Source organism: Novosphingobium pentaromativorans US6-1, from assembly GCF_000767465.1.
Classification (GTDB): domain Bacteria; phylum Pseudomonadota; class Alphaproteobacteria; order Sphingomonadales; family Sphingomonadaceae; genus Novosphingobium; species Novosphingobium pentaromativorans.
Genome location: NZ_CP009291.1, coordinates 2224605 through 2238570 on the forward strand (window position 1 = coordinate 2224605; position 13966 = coordinate 2238570).

Genomic DNA, 13966 nt, shown 5'->3' on the forward strand with positions numbered 1-13966 from the left:
GTCAAGCCGCCCCGCTGACGATTTCGTCGAGCGTGCGCAGGAGCAACGCGATGTCGCTCTCGCGCGAGAGGCGGTGATCGCCGTCCTTGATCAGCTGGACCTGCACGTCGGCTGAACGCAGTGCCTTGGCCAGTTTCAGCGCAGTCTCCCAAGGCACGTCGGGGTCCTGCTGGCCCTGCAGCAGACGCACCGGGGCATCTATCGCGATCTCATGGCCGAGCAGGAGATTGGCCTGTCCGTTCTCCCAGAAGCCGGGATGGGTCGGCGTCGGCTCGGGCCCATATGGATTGTCCTCCAGGACGACTTCGCCCGCGGCGAGCCGCGCCTTCTCCGCGTCGGTCTTGCCCCAGTCGGTGAAGTCGGGCGCGGCGGCGATGCCGACCAGCCCGGCGCAGCGTCCCTCGGGCAGGGCCAGCGCCACAAGCAGCATGAGCCAGCCGCCCATCGAGGAACCGATCAGCACCACACGCCCCGGGCACAGCGCCTCGATCAGCGCAACCACCTCGTCCTTCCAGCGCAGCAGGGTGCCGTCCGCAAAGTCGCCCGGGCTTTCGCCGCAACCGGAATAGTCCAGCAGCAGGCAGGCGCGGCCGTGACGATGCGCCCAGTCGAACACTGCAGCCGCCTTGCTGCCGGCCATGTCGGACATGTAACCGGGCAGGAAGACCATCATCGGCCCTTCACCCAGGGTAAGGCGATAGGCGATCCTCCGCCCGTCGGGCATTTCGTGGAAGCAGGTTTCGGTCATGCCCCGGAAAGTGGGGTCCATGGCGCTCGAGGGCAAGGCGTAACCTTGGAGCTTCAGGTGGGTGACTCCCCGGGGCTGACCTGCTAGATGCCGCGGCGATGACGCGGCTCACTCCCACAACGACCACCACGACTACCCGGCTGGCCCGGGCACGGTTGGTCGCGGACTGAAGACGCGAGCCACCGTCGCCCGGGGGCCCGGGCGGCAGGCGTCACTTCCCGGATCCGAAACGAATTTACCTGACGCCGGACCTTCCGCCGCGCGCAGCCATGTGCCATGGCGCTGCGGCTCAGGAGCGAAAGACGAGATCGATGTCCGAGATGTTCAAGATCAGCCTTCCCGATGGTTCCGTGCGCGAGATGCCGCTCGGGTCGACCCCCGGCGACGTTGCCGCCGCCATCGGCCCCGGCCTCGCCAAGGCCGCGATTGCCGCAAGGATCGACGGTGAGCTGGTCGACCTGACCCGTCCCTTCACCGGCGATGCGACGCTGGCGCTGGTCACCGGCCGCGACGAGGAAGAGGCGCTCGAACTCGCCCGCCACGACTATGCGCACGTGCTGGCCGAGGCGGTGCAGGCGCTCTGGCCCGGCACCCAGATCACTTTCGGCCCCGCGACCGACGACGGCTTCTACTATGACGTGATGGCTCCGGCCTCGCGCGAGCCCTTCGGCATGGACGACCTTCCCGCCATCGAGGAAAAGATGCGCGAGATCATCAAGGCCGACAAGCCGCTGCGCCGCGAAGTCTGGAGCCGCCAGCAGCTGATCGACAAGTGGACCGCCGAGGGCGAGACCTTCAAGGCGCAATGGGCCGGCGAACTGCCCGAGGGCGAGGAACTGACCGTCTACTGGTCCGGCGACGACTGGCTCGACATGTGCCGCGGCCCGCACCTTCCCTCGACCGGCAAGCTCGACCCTCAGGCCTTCAAGCTGATGCGCGTAGCCGGGGCCTACTGGCGCGGCGACCAGAAGAACGCGCAGCTGACCCGCATCTACGGCACCGGCTGGCTCAACAAGAAGCAGCTTAATGCCCACCTTACCCGGCTCGAGGAAGCGGCCAAGCGCGACCACCGCAAGCTCGGCGGCGAGATGGACCTGTTCCACCTCCAGGCCGAAGCGCACGGCTCGGTGTTCTGGCACCCCAAGGGCTATGTGATCTGGCGCGAGCTTGAAGCCTACATGCGCCGCGCCATCGATGGTGCCGGCTACAAGGAGGTCAAGACCCCGCAGGTGATGGACGCCCGCCAGTGGGAGCAGTCCGGCCACTGGGGCAAGTACCGCGAGAACATGTTCGTCATCCCCGACGAAGTTCCCAACGTCGAGGACGAGGGCCCGCTCGTGTCCGACGATGCGGACTGGATGGCGTTGAAGCCGATGAACTGCCCGGCGCACGTCCTGATCTTCCGCCAGGGTATCAAGTCGTATCGCGACCTGCCGCTGCGCATCTACGAGAACGGCTGCTGCCACCGCAACGAGCCGCACGGAGCATTGCACGGACTGATGCGCGTGCGCCAGTTCACCCAGGACGACGCGCATATCTTCTGCCGCGAAGACCAGATCGTCGCCGAAGTGCAGTCTTTCTGCGAACTGGCGGACCGGATCTACAAGGACTTCGGCTTCACGTACTCGATCAAGCTCGCCCTGCGCCCCGAAAAGCGCTTCGGCAGCGACGAGATGTGGGACAAGGCCGAGGCCGAGCTGCGCGACGCGGTCGTGCGCGCAGGGCTTGCGAGCGAGGAATACGGCTGGGAGGAGCTGCCCGGCGAAGGCGCCTTCTACGCGCCCAAGCTGGAATGGCACCTCACCGACGCGATCGGCCGTACCTGGCAGGTCGGCACGATCCAGTCGGACCGCGTCCTGCCCGAACGCCTTGATGCAAGCTACATCGCCGAGGACGGCGAAAAGCACCGCCCGGTCATGCTGCACCGCGCGATCTTCGGCTCCTATGAGCGCTTCATCGGCATCCTCATCGAGCACTTTGCCGGCAAGTTGCCGGTCTGGCTCGCGCCGGTGCAGGCCGTCGTCGCGACGATCGTTTCGGATGCCGACGACTATGCGAAGGAAGTCACCGCGAAGCTCAAGGCTGCGGGCGTGCGCGTCGAAACCGACCTGCGCAACGAGAAGATCAACTACAAGGTGCGCGAACACTCGCTCAAGAAGGTCCCGCACCTGCTGGTCGTGGGCAAGCGCGAGGCGGACGAGCAGACCGTCGCCGTGCGTACGCTGGGTGCCGAGCACCAGAAAGTAATGAGCCTCGAGGACGCCATCGCCATGCTCAAGGGCGAAGCGACCGCACCGGACTTGCGCCCTTGATCCAGCGCGAACTCATCGGCACGGCGCAAGTCCCGGGCGGCGAACTGCTCGAACTGTACCGGCACGACCGCGATTTCATGATCGTGCTCGGCCACAACGAACTGATGAGCACGCGCAAGTGGGGCTCTGAGGAAGCTCTGGCGGTCCAGGCGATCGAGCGCATCGGTCACGTCCGCCAGCCGCACCTGCTGATCGGCGGATACGGCATGGGCTTCACCTTGCGCGCCGCGCTAAGGCTGCTGCCCGCCGATGGCCGGGTGACCGTGGTCGAACTCGTGCCCGAGATCATCGAGTGGGCGCGCGGACCGATGGCCGAACTCGCCGCCGGCTGCCTCGACGACCCGCGCGTGAACCTTGTGCAGGCCGACGTCGCGCCGATCATCGCCGGTTCGGAAGGCGAATACGACGCGATCCTGCTCGACGTCGACAACGGCCCTGACGGCCTCGTGCGCGCCGACAACGACGTGATCTACACCTCGTCGGGCCTGCGTGCGGCCAAGGCCGCGCTCGCGCCCGGCGGCGTCCTGGCGATCTGGTCGGCCGGCGCCGACCCCGCCTTTACCCGCCGCCTGCAGAAGGCCCGCTTCGACGTCGACGAAGTCAAGGTTGCCGCGCGCAGCAACGGCAAGGGCGCCAAGCACGTGATCTGGTTCGCCAAGGCCGCCTGAGCGGCCGGGCTGCCTACTTCTTCCCGACCGGGATCGACTTCGGCTTCTTCTCGGCCGTGGCCAGCCGCGGCACCATGACCGTGAGCAGGCCCTTGTCGAGATGCGCGCTCGCCTTGTCGGCATCGGCCTCGAACGGCAGGGCCAGCCGGCGCAGGAAGGTGCCCTGCGTGCGCTCGACGAGATGATAGTGCTTCTTCTCGTCCTTTTCCTCGCGCTCGTCCTTGTGCTCGGCCCGGATGGTCATGACGCCGTCCTCGATATCGAGCGAGACGTCCTTCTCATCGAAGCCCGGCAACTCCGCTGTCAGTTCCAGCCCGGCCTCGGTCTCCGCAACATCGACCTTGGGGACGAGAAAACCCGATTTGCCATTGCCGAACGTCGAGGGAATGCCCTGCCCGAAGTCCTCGAGCAATCGGTCGATCTCCTGACGGAAGCCCGAAAACGGATCGTAACCACTCCGGCCCAGCGCACCGCGCCCGAATGGGATGAGGGAACGAAATTCAGCCATTGCCTCTCTCCTTTCTGGTGAGAAACAAGTCCCTCAACGGCTGCCCGATTGCATTGATTGCGGTCAAACGACGCGCAAAAGAAGCCCACCTGCCGTCAATGCCGGCAGGTAATCAGGTCGTCAGAAGGGAAGCGGCGCCTTGGCCAGGATCAGCGCGAGGGCGCAACCGGCGACGATGGCCGTGCGCAGCACTCCCGGGGCGCGGTTCGGGCGCTGGATGGTCCGGGCAAGAGCAATGACTTGAGCCATGCCGCGTAGATTGCGCCGCGGACTCTTACCAATTCGTTAAAATCCACATCAATCGCTTCGTCGCAGCGCTGCGCCGCGCAGCCTGCGACGAAGGGACAATGTCAGGACTGCACAAGTCAGGGACGGGAGGGCATCTGCTGGCTGGAACAGTGGAACGAGCCGCCGCCTGCCAGCACGGCATCGGCAAGGATGCCCACGGTATCGCGATCGGGGAAGAGCTGCGCGATCGCATCGATGCCGTCGTCGTCGTGCTCGGTTCCGTAGATCGGCACCACCACCAGCTTGGAGGTGATGGCAAAGTTCATGTAGCTGGCAGGTTCGATCCGCCCGTCGGTTTCGACCCGGCCCGGCGAGGGCACTTCGCGCACCTCGATGCCCATGGCCTCGGCGCGCGCCCTGGCATCGGCATAGATATGCGCGTTGGGATCGTCCGCGCCGGTCGCGCGCGGCAGGGCCAGCACCCCGGGCGCGACGAAGCGCGCGAGGTTGTCGACATGGCCGTCGGTGTGATCGTTGATCAGCCCTTCGCCCAGCCACAGCACGCGGTCGTAGCCGAGGTCGCGCTGGAGCCGGGTTTCAAGATCGTTGCGGGTCAGCGATGGATTGCGGTTGGGATTGAGCAGGCACTGCTCGGTCGTGGCGACGAGGCCGGTGCCGTCCCCGTCGAGCGCGCCGCCCTCGAGAATCCAGTCCGCCGTCTCGACGGGCAGGCCGGCATCGCGCGCCAGTTCCGCGCCGATTTCCTGATCGCCGTCCATCAGGTACTTGCCGCCCCAGCCGTTGAAGCCGAAGCGCATGGCCTTGCGCTCGCCCGCCTCGTCCATGACCACCAGCGGACCGGTGTCACGCAGCCAGACGTCGCCGTAGCGCCGCATCTCCAGCTTGACGCTTGCAGAGCACAGCGCCGCCGCGCGGGCGGCATTGGCCTCGTCCCGCACGATTAGGCGTACTTCCTGCCCGGAATCGGCCACGGCACTCGCGAAGCGGGCCATCTGCTCCTGCGCGGCGCCCAGGAAGCCCGGCCACTCGACCGGATCATGGGGAAAGCCGATCCAGATCCAGTCCTGGGGATGCCACTCCGGCGGCAATTGGAACGTCAAGTCAGCAGCCTCCTTCGGGAGCACAGGATTTGTCACGGATGGCGCGGAACTCGTCGCCCTCGCGCCAAGTGGCGCCACCAGTCGCCATCGGCGAGGTCGCGGCCAAGCGCGTAGTAGAGGTCGACGTCCTGGACAATCCCGTTACAGTTTCAGCTGTCCAAATATTCGCCGCTGGATGCGCGGCCTTCGAATTCGTCGGAGGCAAGGTTCTTTGCCATAGCCTTCATCGTATCTACCGAAATCTGCGGACTGGCTGCCGGGGCCGTCTCTTCGGGGGGCGGCAGCGCGGTGCCCTTGGGCATGTCCGGACCGGAATAGGGCGTGCTGCAGGCGCTGAGCGCCAGCGCGGCGAGAATAAAGACTCTCTGCTTCAAGATTGCGACCTCTGGGTGCTTGGGGGGATGGCGAACAAGTGCCAGACCGGCATGGCTTTCACAAGCAGGCGCCTGCGCCATGAACCGATCGGCCATGTCGCGCCGGGCACACTTGCCCTCGGCGCGGGCAGCAGGCAGGGATGGGACATGACAGTCGACTGGACCGGAGCGATCGATCGCGCCCGCGCGCATGCCCCCTACTTGTCCGGGGCCCTCGACCGCTTGCCGGAACTGACCGAAATCCTTGCCTCCGGAGACGGCGCGGGGGCTCTGGCCTGGGCCAAGGCGGCCGGCGATGGCATCGCCGATGTCGGTGTAGCGCTGCGCCGCGAGAAGCAGGCCCTCGCCCTCGCCCTCGCCATCGGCGATCTTGCCGGAGCATTTCCACTGCTGCAGGTGACGGGCGAATTGTCCGCCTTTGCCGACCGGGCGCTGGATGCGGCGATCGCCGAGGGCATCCGCCGCCGCGCGCCCGACGCGCAGCCGGCCGGGTTCCTCGCGCTGGCGCTGGGCAAGCACGGTGCGGGCGAGCTCAATTACAGCTCGGACATCGACCCGATCCTCCTGTTCGATCCCGAACTGCTGCCCCGGCGCGAGCGCGACGAACCGGGCGAGGCGGCCCAGCGCGTCGCCCGCGCAGTGGTCGAGACGCTCGCGAAGGTGACTCAGGACGGTTATGTCTTCCGCGTCGACCTGCGCCTGCGTCCGGCCTCGGAAGTAAGCCCGCTGGCCATCTCCATCGATGCAGCGCTGACCCATTACGAATCCTCGGCGCTGGCATGGGAGCGCGCCGCCTTCATCCGCGCCCGCGCCTGTGCCGGCGACATCGCTGCCGGGGAGGCCTTCCTTGCCGCGATCCGGCCGTTCGTGTGGCGCAAGAGCCTCGACTTCGGGGCCATCGCCGAGATCGGGCGCCTTACGACGCAGATTCGCGCCAATGCCCGCGGCGGCCCAGTGGTCGGGCCCGGTTTCGACCTCAAGAAGGGCCGGGGCGGCATTCGCGAGGTGGAGTTCTACGCCCAGACCCACCAGATGATCCACGGGGGCCGCAATCCGCAACTGCGCCTGCGAGGCACCCGCGAAACGCTGGTCGCGCTGGCCAATGCCGGACTGGTTCCGGCCGAAGAAGCGCGAATCCTCGGCGAATGCTACGACCGGCTGCGCACCGTCGAACACCGCCTGCAGATGGTGCTCGACCAGCAAACCCACAGCCTGCCGGTCAAGCCGGAAGCCCTAGACGAAGTGGCCCGGCTCGACGGACTGCCGGACGGGCAGGCGCTCATCGCGGAACTGACGCAGATCACCGAGACGGTGGGCGAACGCTATGACGCGCTGATAATGGACAATACGCCCGAAGGCCCTTCGACCAGCGTCGCAGTACCCGAGCAGCGCAGCCTGGTCGAAAGGCTGGAAGAGATGGGCTTTGCCGATCCGGCAGCGCTCGTCGAGCGGATTGCCGGATGGCAGTCGGGCCGGATGCGCGCCTTGCGCAGCGATGCCGCGCGCAATGCCTTCGAGGCGATCCAGGAAGACCTGCTCGCCGCGCTGGCCGCCGCTCCCGAACCCGAACGCGCCCTGCTGCGCTGGGAACAGCTGCTCAACAACCTGCCGACCGCGATCAACCTGTTCCGCCTGCTGGAAGCCCGGCCCGCGCTGCTGCAGCGCCTTGCCCGCATCCTCTCGCTGGCCCCGCCGCTGGCCAATGCCCTGACGCGCCGGGCCGACCTGCTCGATCCACTGATCGATTCCAGCGCCTTCGAACTGCCGGGCGATGTCGAGACGCTGATCGCGCAGTTTTCCCGGTTCGAGCCGGACGACGACTATGAACGGATCCTCGACACCGTGCGACGCAAGGTGGGTGAGAAGCGATTTGCGCTGGGGGTCCAGCTGATCGAAGGGGTAAACGACCCGATCGCGATCGGCCACGGCCTTGCCCGGATCGCGGAAGCGGCCATCCATGTCCTCACCCGCGCCGCGATAGAGGAATTCGAGCAGACTCACGGCAAGGTTGCCGGCAGCGAACTGCTCGTCCTCGGCCTGGGCCGCATGGGCGGCGGCGTCCTGACCTATGCCTCCGACCTCGACCTCGTATTCCTGTTCAGCGGCGATTTTTCGCTGGAATCGGACGGGGAGCGGCCGCTCGGCGCGACACGGTACTACAATCGCCTGTGCCAGCGGGTGATCGCCGCGCTTTCCGTGCCGACCGCCGAAGGCGCGCTTTACGAGGTCGACACGCGGCTGCGCCCCTCCGGCGCGCAAGGCCCGCCGGCAGCCAGCCTCGACAGCTTTGCACGCTATCAGGAAGAGCAGGCCTGGACCTGGGAGCACATGGCCCTGTGCCGCGCACGGGCATTGTTCGGTTCCGCCACAGGGCGCAGCGAAATCGACGCGCTTGTCCATGACGTGCTGACACGCCCGCGCGACCCCGAAAAGCTGCGCAGCGACGTGCTGGAAATGCGCGAAACGATGGCCCAGCACAAACCCGGCAAGGGCCCGCTTGACGTCAAGCTGTCACGCGGGGGGCTCGTCGACCTCGAATTCCTCGTCCATTTCACCCAGCTGCGCGAAGGCAAGGGGCTGGTTTACGACTTGCGCGAGGCCATCGTGCAACTGGCGGACGCAGGCCTGCTGCCGGCGGACCTGATCGCGGCGCACGATGTGCTCACCCGCTTCCTGGTCGCCGCCCGCCTGCTGGCACCGGATTCGCAGGTACCGGTAGAGGCCGCATGCATGGCGCTCGTGCGCGCTTGCGGCTATGGGGCGTGGGACGAACTCGAAACGGCGCTGGGCCAGGCGCGGACGCAAGTCGCACAGGCCTGGCAGGCCGCTTTTGGCGAAACACTGGAGACTGACAGATGAGCACCCGCCCCGGCGTCGGCGACGCCTTTCCCGACATCGCCATGGAAACCCCGGATGGCGGCAGCGTGAAAGCCTCGGATTTCGCCGGCCAAAAGCTCGTCGTGTTCTTCTATCCCAAGGACAACACCCCCGGCTGCACGACCGAGAACATCGAGTTCTCGGCGGCCAAGCCCGAATTCGACAAGGCAGGCGTCGCGCTGCTGGGCGTAAGCAAGGACTCGGCCAAGAAGCACCAGAACTTCATTGCCAAGCACGACCTCACCGCCCCCCTGGCAACCGATGCCGAGGAAAACGGCCTGTCCGACGCGCTCGGCATCTGGACCGAAAAGCAGAACTACGGCCGCACCTACATGGGCATGGTCCGCACGACCTACCTCGTCGGCCCGGACGGCAAGATCGCCAGGGTCTGGGACAAGGTGAAGGTCAAGGGCCACGTCGAGGCCGTACTGGAGGCCGCGAAGGCACTTTAGGCATGTCTGAATCGATTGCGCGCGCGATCCGTTCGGCGCTGCTCGAGCGCGATCCGCGCACCAAGGTCATGGCCGCGCGCAAGGTCGCGCGCGACTGGCGCCTTGGCCGCCTCGCCTTTGCCTTCGACGTGTCCATGCCCGATGTGCCGGGACGCCCGGATGCGCCCGAACTGCTGCCGCCCAACCGCATGCCCAAGCGCGGCAAGGGCGGATCGCAGCGCGGGCGAATCGCCCTGTGGCACTCGCTCGCCCATATCGAATTCGTCGCCATCGACCTTGCGCTCGACATCGTCGGGCGCTTCGGCGGCGAGATGGGCGAACCGTTCGTCAGCGATTTCCTGTCCGTCGCCGCCGACGAGGCGATGCACTTTGCGCTCATCGAACGGCACCTGCACACGCTGGGCAGCCACTATGGCGACCTGCCCGCTCACAACGGCCTGTGGGACGCCGCCTACGAGACGCGTCATGACGTCGCCGCAAGGCTGGCGGTCGTGCCAATGGTGCTCGAAGCGCGCGGTCTGGACGTCACACCGGCAACGCTGGAGCGCGTCCGCAATGCCGGTGACGAGACCGGCGCAAAGATCCTGAGTCGCATACTTGACGACGAGATTCGCCATGTCAGTTTCGGCGCAAAACACTTCGTCGAACGCGCCGAAACGTTAAACGAACCGGTTAACGGATTGTGGAAATCCTTGGTTTCCCGCCACTTTCGAGGGCTGCCAAAGCCTCCGTTCAACGACTCGGCGCGTCTCGCAGCCGGTTTATCGCGCGATCTTTATGCAGGGGTTGCCTGAGCGCGAACGGTAAGCATAACTGCAATCCGCGAGACGGCGGGGGGTTCCGACCATCTCCATTTTAACTTTGACCGGGCCGATTTCGTGGCCTGCGTCAGACAAGAAAAGCGTCGCGTCCAAATATGGATGCCGGCGGACAAAAAGGTATTGCGAGTGGTCGTAACGAAGTCTTTCGCCAAGTTCCGCGCAGTGACCGGTGTCCTGGTTGCAGGCGGTTTTCTCGTCGCGGCGCATCCCGCGATGGCAAACAGCAGTGCAGCTGCAGCCGACATCTCCGCCCCGCTCCGCGCGTCGCAGTCGGCAAGCCAGTCGGTCAGCGGCGGCGAGGACGAACAGTTCCGCCAGCTTTTCAGCTCCTGGCAAAATTACGAGGAAACCGGCCTCGCCGTTTCCAAGGCCAAGCCGTCGGTTGCCAGCGGTGCCAGCATCGCCGCCGTGTCGATCCCTTCGCGCGATCCGCTTGAGCATGAGACCCTGACCAGCAGCTTCGGCATGCGTGAGCACCCGATCCTCGGTGGCCGCCGCGCTCACAAGGGCGTCGACCTTGCTGCTCCGACCGGCACGCCGATCCACGCCACGGCCGACGGCGTCGTCAGCCGCGCCTCGACTTTCGGCGGTTACGGCCTGTTCGTCTCGATCGAACACGGCGGTGAACTGCAGACCCGCTATGGCCACATGTCGCGCCTGAACGTTGCCGACGGCCAGGTCGTCCACAAGGGCGACGTGATCGGTTACGTCGGCACCACCGGCAATTCGACCGGCCCCCACCTGCACTACGAAGTCCGCGTCGACGGCGTTGCCGTCAACCCGATCCCGTACATGCAGGGCGACCGCATGGCTGCTGCCGCAGCCGAGAGCGACGCCAAGGGCGGTTGATCGGCAAAGGCTTCGCGCTGACCCGCCGCAGCGAAGCAGGCGGGAAGCGCTTACGGGTTTGGAGAGGAGGAGAAGGCGGCCGTCAGGTCGCCTTTTCTGATTCTGGAGTGCCGTTCAGGGCCAGGGGCAAGTCAGGCGAGGCGTGCGAAGACCGCCGCGCCGCCGCTTCGCCGGATCGCTCCCTCCCCCCGGGCACGTGCAGCAACCGGCAAGGCCTCGTCGCTGCCGACCAGCGCCGACAGACTGTTGCACGCCTGCGCCAGCGCGCCCTGCTCCAGTCCATAGAACACCAGCTTGGCCTCGCGCCTCGAGGTCACCAGCCCGGCTTGCCTCAGGACTGAAAGCTGCTGCGACAAGGTGGGCTGCCCGATCCCGGTCGTCGCCTCGATCTCGCCGACATTACGCTCCCCTTCCGCCACTGCAGCAAGGATGGCGTAGCGCAAGGGATGGGCAATTGCCTTGAGCAGATCGATGGGCGGCTCGCCGGCCATCACTTCCGCTCCTGCAGGAACCAGCCCATCGGATCGTCGGCCGCAAGGACCGAATCGAGCGTGGGCTCAGGCTGGGCAAGGAGCGGCTGCCCCGGCATCCAGCCCTCGGGCGGAAGCGCCTGTTCGCGATCCGCGGCCTGGAGGGCGGCGACGATGCGCAGGATCTCCTCCACCGATCGGCCGATTTCCACCGGATAGCAGATCATGGCGCGCACCACTTGCGCCGGATCGATGACGAAGACCGTGCGAACGGCGCCGGCATCGTGCGCGTCTTGCGCCACCATGCCATAGGCCCGGCCGATCACCAGAGTTGGATCCTCGACGATCGGGAAGCGCACTTCCTCGCCGTAACGATCGCGAATCGCGCGCACCCACGCGAAGTGGGCGTAAAGACTGTCGACCGAGAGCGCCATGAGCGCGCAGTCCATCGCCGCGAAACGATCCGCCGCCCGCGCAAAAGCCACGAATTCCGATGTGCATACCGGGGTAAAATCCGCCGGATGGGAGAAGAACACCAGCCATCGCCCTGCGAAGTCCTTCATCGCAACGGGCCCCGCGGTGGTCCGCGCGGTGAAGTTGGGTACCGTGTCGCCGATACGCAGCGGACAACAGTGCGGACGCGTCTCTTCTTCCATGCCTTGCTCACTATCCCGATTGCCTGCTTGACGCAACTTAATTACATAATTACATAAACTGAAAATCGGAGAATCGCAATGTCTGAAGCCATCCTGACCAAAGCCACTGCGCAGATCGAAGCCGCGAAGGCCGACCCGGCCCTGCGCCCGGTCATTACCGCCTTCTTCGACGAAGCCACGTTTACCGTCAGCTACGTGGTAGCCGACCCGGCAACCCGCGAGGCCGCGATCATTGACTCCGTGCTGGATTACGATGCCGCTGCAGGCCGCACCTCGACCGCCTCGGCAGACCGCATCGTTGCGCATGTCACTTCTGAAAATCTTAAAGTGACTTGGCTGCTCGAGACCCACGCCCACGCCGACCACCTTTCCGCCGCCCCCTACCTGCAGGAGAAGCTGGGCGGGAAGCTGGCGATCGGCCGCGAAATCCTGCGGGTGCAGGACGTCTTCGGGAAGCTGTTCAACGCGGGAACCGAGTTCGCCCGCGACGGCTCGCAGTTCGATCATCTCTTCGCCGACGGCGAGACCTTCATGATCGGCTCGATCCCCGCGATCGTCCTCCACGTTCCGGGCCATACCCCTGCGGACATGGCTTATGTCGCAGGCGATGCCGCCTTCGTGGGCGACACCCTGTTCATGCCCGACTACGGCACCGCCCGCGCCGACTTTCCCGGCGGCGATGCGCGCCAGCTCTACCGCTCGATCCGCCGCCTGCTCAGTCTCCCGCGCGAAACGCGGCTGTTCATGTGCCACGACTACAAGGCGCCGGGCCGCGACACCTTCGCCTGGGAAACCACCGTCGAAGAACAGCGCGGCGGCAACGTCCACGTGCACGACGGCGTTAGCGAGAACGAATTCGTCGAGATGCGCACCAGCCGCGACAGCACCCTGGCGGTGCCGAACCTGATCCTGCCTTCGGTGCAGGTGAACATCCGCGGCGGCCACTTCCCGCAACCGGAAAGCAATGGGGTCAGCTACATCAAGATCCCCATCAACGCGATCTGAGGCCCCGGGACATGCTTTCCGAACTCTTCCCACACGCCCAGCCGCTCCACGGCTTCATCGGCGGCATCCTGATCGGACTGGCCGGAGCGGTCATGCTGCTCGGTGCCGGGCGCATCGCCGGTGTCAGCGGCCTTGCCGCGCGCACGCTCGGCCTCGCTTCGGGGGCGCCGCGCATGCTGGCAGCCCTGTTCATCGCCGGCCTGCCGATCGGCGCGCTGATCATGGCCACCGCTCTGGGCGGCATCGAGGCGCGCTTCCCGCCATCCTACGCGGTTCTGGCCGTGGCGGGCCTGATCACCGGATTCGGCACGCGGCTCGGCAGCGGCTGCACCAGCGGTCACGGCGTGTGCGGCCTGTCGCGCCTGTCGCCGCGCTCGATCGTGGCGACCGGAAGCTTCATTGCATCGGGCATGGTGACTGTCGCCTTGGTCAATGCCCTCGGTGGAGGCTGGTAACATGCGTCACCTGATCGGACTTCTCTCCGGAATGCTCTTCGGCGCCGGCCTCGCCATCTCCGGCATGATGGACCCATCGCGGGTGCGCGGCTTCCTCGACGTGGCCGGAAACTGGGACCCCACTCTCGCCTTCGTCATGGGCGGCGCGGTACTGGTCATGGCTCTGGCGTGGCTGGTCCAGCGGCGCATGCCCGCACCGGTTGCCTGCGAGGAATTCTCGCTGCCCGGCACGCGCCTGATCGACGCCAGGCTGATCGGCGGCGCTGCCCTGTTCGGCGTGGGCTGGGGCCTGGGCGGCCTGTGCCCGGGGCCTGCTGTCGCGTCGCTTGTCACCAACCCCGTCCCCGCCGCCGTCTTCGTGCTGGCGATGGTGGCAGGAATGGTCGGCTTCCGCCTCACCGAGAGCGGTTCGAAATAACCCG

General features: G+C 66.4%; 16 protein-coding genes. 9 read left to right on the forward strand and 7 right to left on the reverse strand.

Translation table 11 applies throughout. The annotated features are described in order from the left end of the window. Position 1: 1 nt before the first annotated feature. A complete protein-coding gene (locus JI59_RS10310) occupies positions 2-748 on the reverse strand; it encodes an alpha/beta hydrolase (protein WP_038575983.1) in 747 nt (248 codons plus the stop codon). 311 nt (positions 749-1059) lie between these two features. Between JI59_RS10310 and thrS the strand changes: the two genes are divergently transcribed. Both thrS and JI59_RS10320 read left to right on the forward strand, forming a co-directional pair. Continuing rightward, a complete protein-coding gene (thrS, locus tag JI59_RS10315) occupies positions 1060-3060 on the forward strand; it encodes a threonine--tRNA ligase (RefSeq protein ID WP_013831632.1) in 2001 nt (666 codons plus the stop codon). Beyond that, on the forward strand, positions 3057-3728 hold the full coding sequence (locus JI59_RS10320; protein ID WP_007012788.1) for a spermidine synthase: 672 nt from the start codon (positions 3057-3059) through the stop codon (positions 3726-3728). The genes thrS and JI59_RS10320 overlap by 4 nt, the downstream gene beginning before the upstream one ends. Positions 3729-3741: 13 nt before the next feature. Here JI59_RS10320 and JI59_RS10325 read toward each other — a convergent pair whose 3' ends face one another. From JI59_RS10325 to JI59_RS10335, 4 genes are all read right to left on the reverse strand, one after another. After that, entirely contained in the window at positions 3742-4236 is a 495-nt protein-coding gene (locus JI59_RS10325) for an Hsp20/alpha crystallin family protein (protein WP_007012787.1), read from the reverse strand. Between the two features lie 120 nt (positions 4237-4356). After that, positions 4357-4485: a hypothetical protein gene (locus tag JI59_RS27995; protein ID WP_007012786.1), complete on the reverse strand. Its 129-nt coding sequence runs from the start codon at positions 4483-4485 to the stop codon at positions 4357-4359. Positions 4486-4601: 116 nt separating this feature from the next. Beyond that, entirely contained in the window at positions 4602-5585 is a 984-nt protein-coding gene (locus JI59_RS10330; protein ID WP_007012785.1) for an agmatine deiminase family protein, read from the reverse strand. 149 nt (positions 5586-5734) lie between these two features. Beyond that, positions 5735-5959 carry a hypothetical protein gene (locus JI59_RS10335; protein ID WP_038575986.1) on the reverse strand — a complete coding sequence of 75 codons (225 nt, stop codon included), beginning with the start codon at positions 5957-5959 and terminating at the stop codon, positions 5735-5737. 147 nt (positions 5960-6106) lie between these two features. On the opposite strand from JI59_RS10335, the gene JI59_RS10340 reads away from it, so the two are divergent. From JI59_RS10340 to JI59_RS10355, 4 genes are all read left to right on the forward strand, one after another. Next, positions 6107-8818 (forward strand): bifunctional [glutamine synthetase] adenylyltransferase/[glutamine synthetase]-adenylyl-L-tyrosine phosphorylase, encoded by a 2712-nt coding sequence (locus JI59_RS10340; RefSeq protein ID WP_038577449.1) that lies wholly within the window; start codon positions 6107-6109, stop codon positions 8816-8818. Then, a complete protein-coding gene (locus JI59_RS10345; RefSeq protein ID WP_007012781.1) occupies positions 8815-9288 on the forward strand; it encodes a peroxiredoxin in 474 nt (157 codons plus the stop codon). Before JI59_RS10340 ends, JI59_RS10345 begins: the two co-directional genes overlap by 4 nt. 2 nt (positions 9289-9290) lie before the next feature. Then, positions 9291-10082 (forward strand): ferritin-like domain-containing protein, encoded by a 792-nt coding sequence (locus JI59_RS10350; RefSeq protein ID WP_007012782.1) that lies wholly within the window; start codon positions 9291-9293, stop codon positions 10080-10082. A 126-nt stretch (positions 10083-10208) separates the two neighbouring features. Beyond that, entirely contained in the window at positions 10209-10958 is a 750-nt protein-coding gene (locus JI59_RS10355; protein ID WP_007012780.1) for a M23 family metallopeptidase, read from the forward strand. Between the two features lie 131 nt (positions 10959-11089). Here the strand turns inward: JI59_RS10355 and JI59_RS10360 are convergent, their stop codons facing one another. Both JI59_RS10360 and JI59_RS10365 read right to left on the reverse strand, forming a co-directional pair. Continuing rightward, the gene (locus JI59_RS10360) at positions 11090-11449 is read right to left on the reverse strand and encodes an ArsR/SmtB family transcription factor (RefSeq protein ID WP_038575988.1); all 360 of its coding nucleotides are present in this window, start codon (positions 11447-11449) and stop codon (positions 11090-11092) included. After that, entirely contained in the window at positions 11449-12084 is a 636-nt protein-coding gene (locus tag JI59_RS10365; protein WP_038575991.1) for a peroxiredoxin, read from the reverse strand. Before JI59_RS10365 ends, JI59_RS10360 begins: the two co-directional genes overlap by 1 nt. A 78-nt stretch (positions 12085-12162) precedes the next feature. On the opposite strand from JI59_RS10365, the gene JI59_RS10370 reads away from it, so the two are divergent. The 3 genes from JI59_RS10370 to JI59_RS10380 are packed head-to-tail and all read left to right on the forward strand — an operon-like array spanning position 12163 to position 13962. Then, positions 12163-13089: an MBL fold metallo-hydrolase gene (locus tag JI59_RS10370; RefSeq protein ID WP_007012777.1), complete on the forward strand. Its 927-nt coding sequence runs from the start codon at positions 12163-12165 to the stop codon at positions 13087-13089. An 11-nt stretch (positions 13090-13100) separates the two neighbouring features. After that, positions 13101-13544, forward strand: a complete 444-nt coding sequence (locus JI59_RS10375; protein ID WP_007012776.1) for a YeeE/YedE family protein — start codon at positions 13101-13103, stop codon at positions 13542-13544. 1 nt (position 13545) lies between these two features. Continuing rightward, positions 13546-13962 (forward strand): DUF6691 family protein, encoded by a 417-nt coding sequence (locus tag JI59_RS10380; protein ID WP_038575992.1) that lies wholly within the window; start codon positions 13546-13548, stop codon positions 13960-13962. Positions 13963-13966 lie beyond the last annotated feature (4 nt).

Excerpts from the sequence above, each read along its gene's own strand:
- JI59_RS10310 (WP_038575983.1), bottom strand. The coding sequence starts at position 748 with ATGACCGAAACCTGCTTCCACGAAATGCCCGACGGGCGGAGGATCGCC.
- thrS (WP_013831632.1), top strand. The coding sequence starts at position 1,060 with ATGTCCGAGATGTTCAAGATCAGCCTTCCCGATGGTTCCGTGCGCGAG.
- JI59_RS10325 (WP_007012787.1), bottom strand. The coding sequence starts at position 4,236 with ATGGCTGAATTTCGTTCCCTCATCCCATTCGGGCGCGGTGCGCTGGGC.
- JI59_RS27995 (WP_007012786.1), bottom strand. The coding sequence starts at position 4,485 with ATGGCTCAAGTCATTGCTCTTGCCCGGACCATCCAGCGCCCGAACCGC.
- JI59_RS10340 (WP_038577449.1), top strand. The coding sequence starts at position 6,107 with ATGACAGTCGACTGGACCGGAGCGATCGATCGCGCCCGCGCGCATGCC.
- JI59_RS10345 (WP_007012781.1), top strand. The coding sequence starts at position 8,815 with ATGAGCACCCGCCCCGGCGTCGGCGACGCCTTTCCCGACATCGCCATG.
- JI59_RS10350 (WP_007012782.1), top strand. The coding sequence starts at position 9,291 with ATGTCTGAATCGATTGCGCGCGCGATCCGTTCGGCGCTGCTCGAGCGC.
- JI59_RS10355 (WP_007012780.1), top strand. The coding sequence starts at position 10,209 with ATGCCGGCGGACAAAAAGGTATTGCGAGTGGTCGTAACGAAGTCTTTC.
- JI59_RS10360 (WP_038575988.1), bottom strand. The coding sequence starts at position 11,449 with ATGGCCGGCGAGCCGCCCATCGATCTGCTCAAGGCAATTGCCCATCCC.
- JI59_RS10365 (WP_038575991.1), bottom strand. The coding sequence starts at position 12,084 with ATGGAAGAAGAGACGCGTCCGCACTGTTGTCCGCTGCGTATCGGCGAC.
- JI59_RS10370 (WP_007012777.1), top strand. The coding sequence starts at position 12,163 with ATGTCTGAAGCCATCCTGACCAAAGCCACTGCGCAGATCGAAGCCGCG.
- JI59_RS10375 (WP_007012776.1), top strand. The coding sequence starts at position 13,101 with ATGCTTTCCGAACTCTTCCCACACGCCCAGCCGCTCCACGGCTTCATC.
- JI59_RS10380 (WP_038575992.1), top strand. The coding sequence starts at position 13,546 with ATGCGTCACCTGATCGGACTTCTCTCCGGAATGCTCTTCGGCGCCGGC.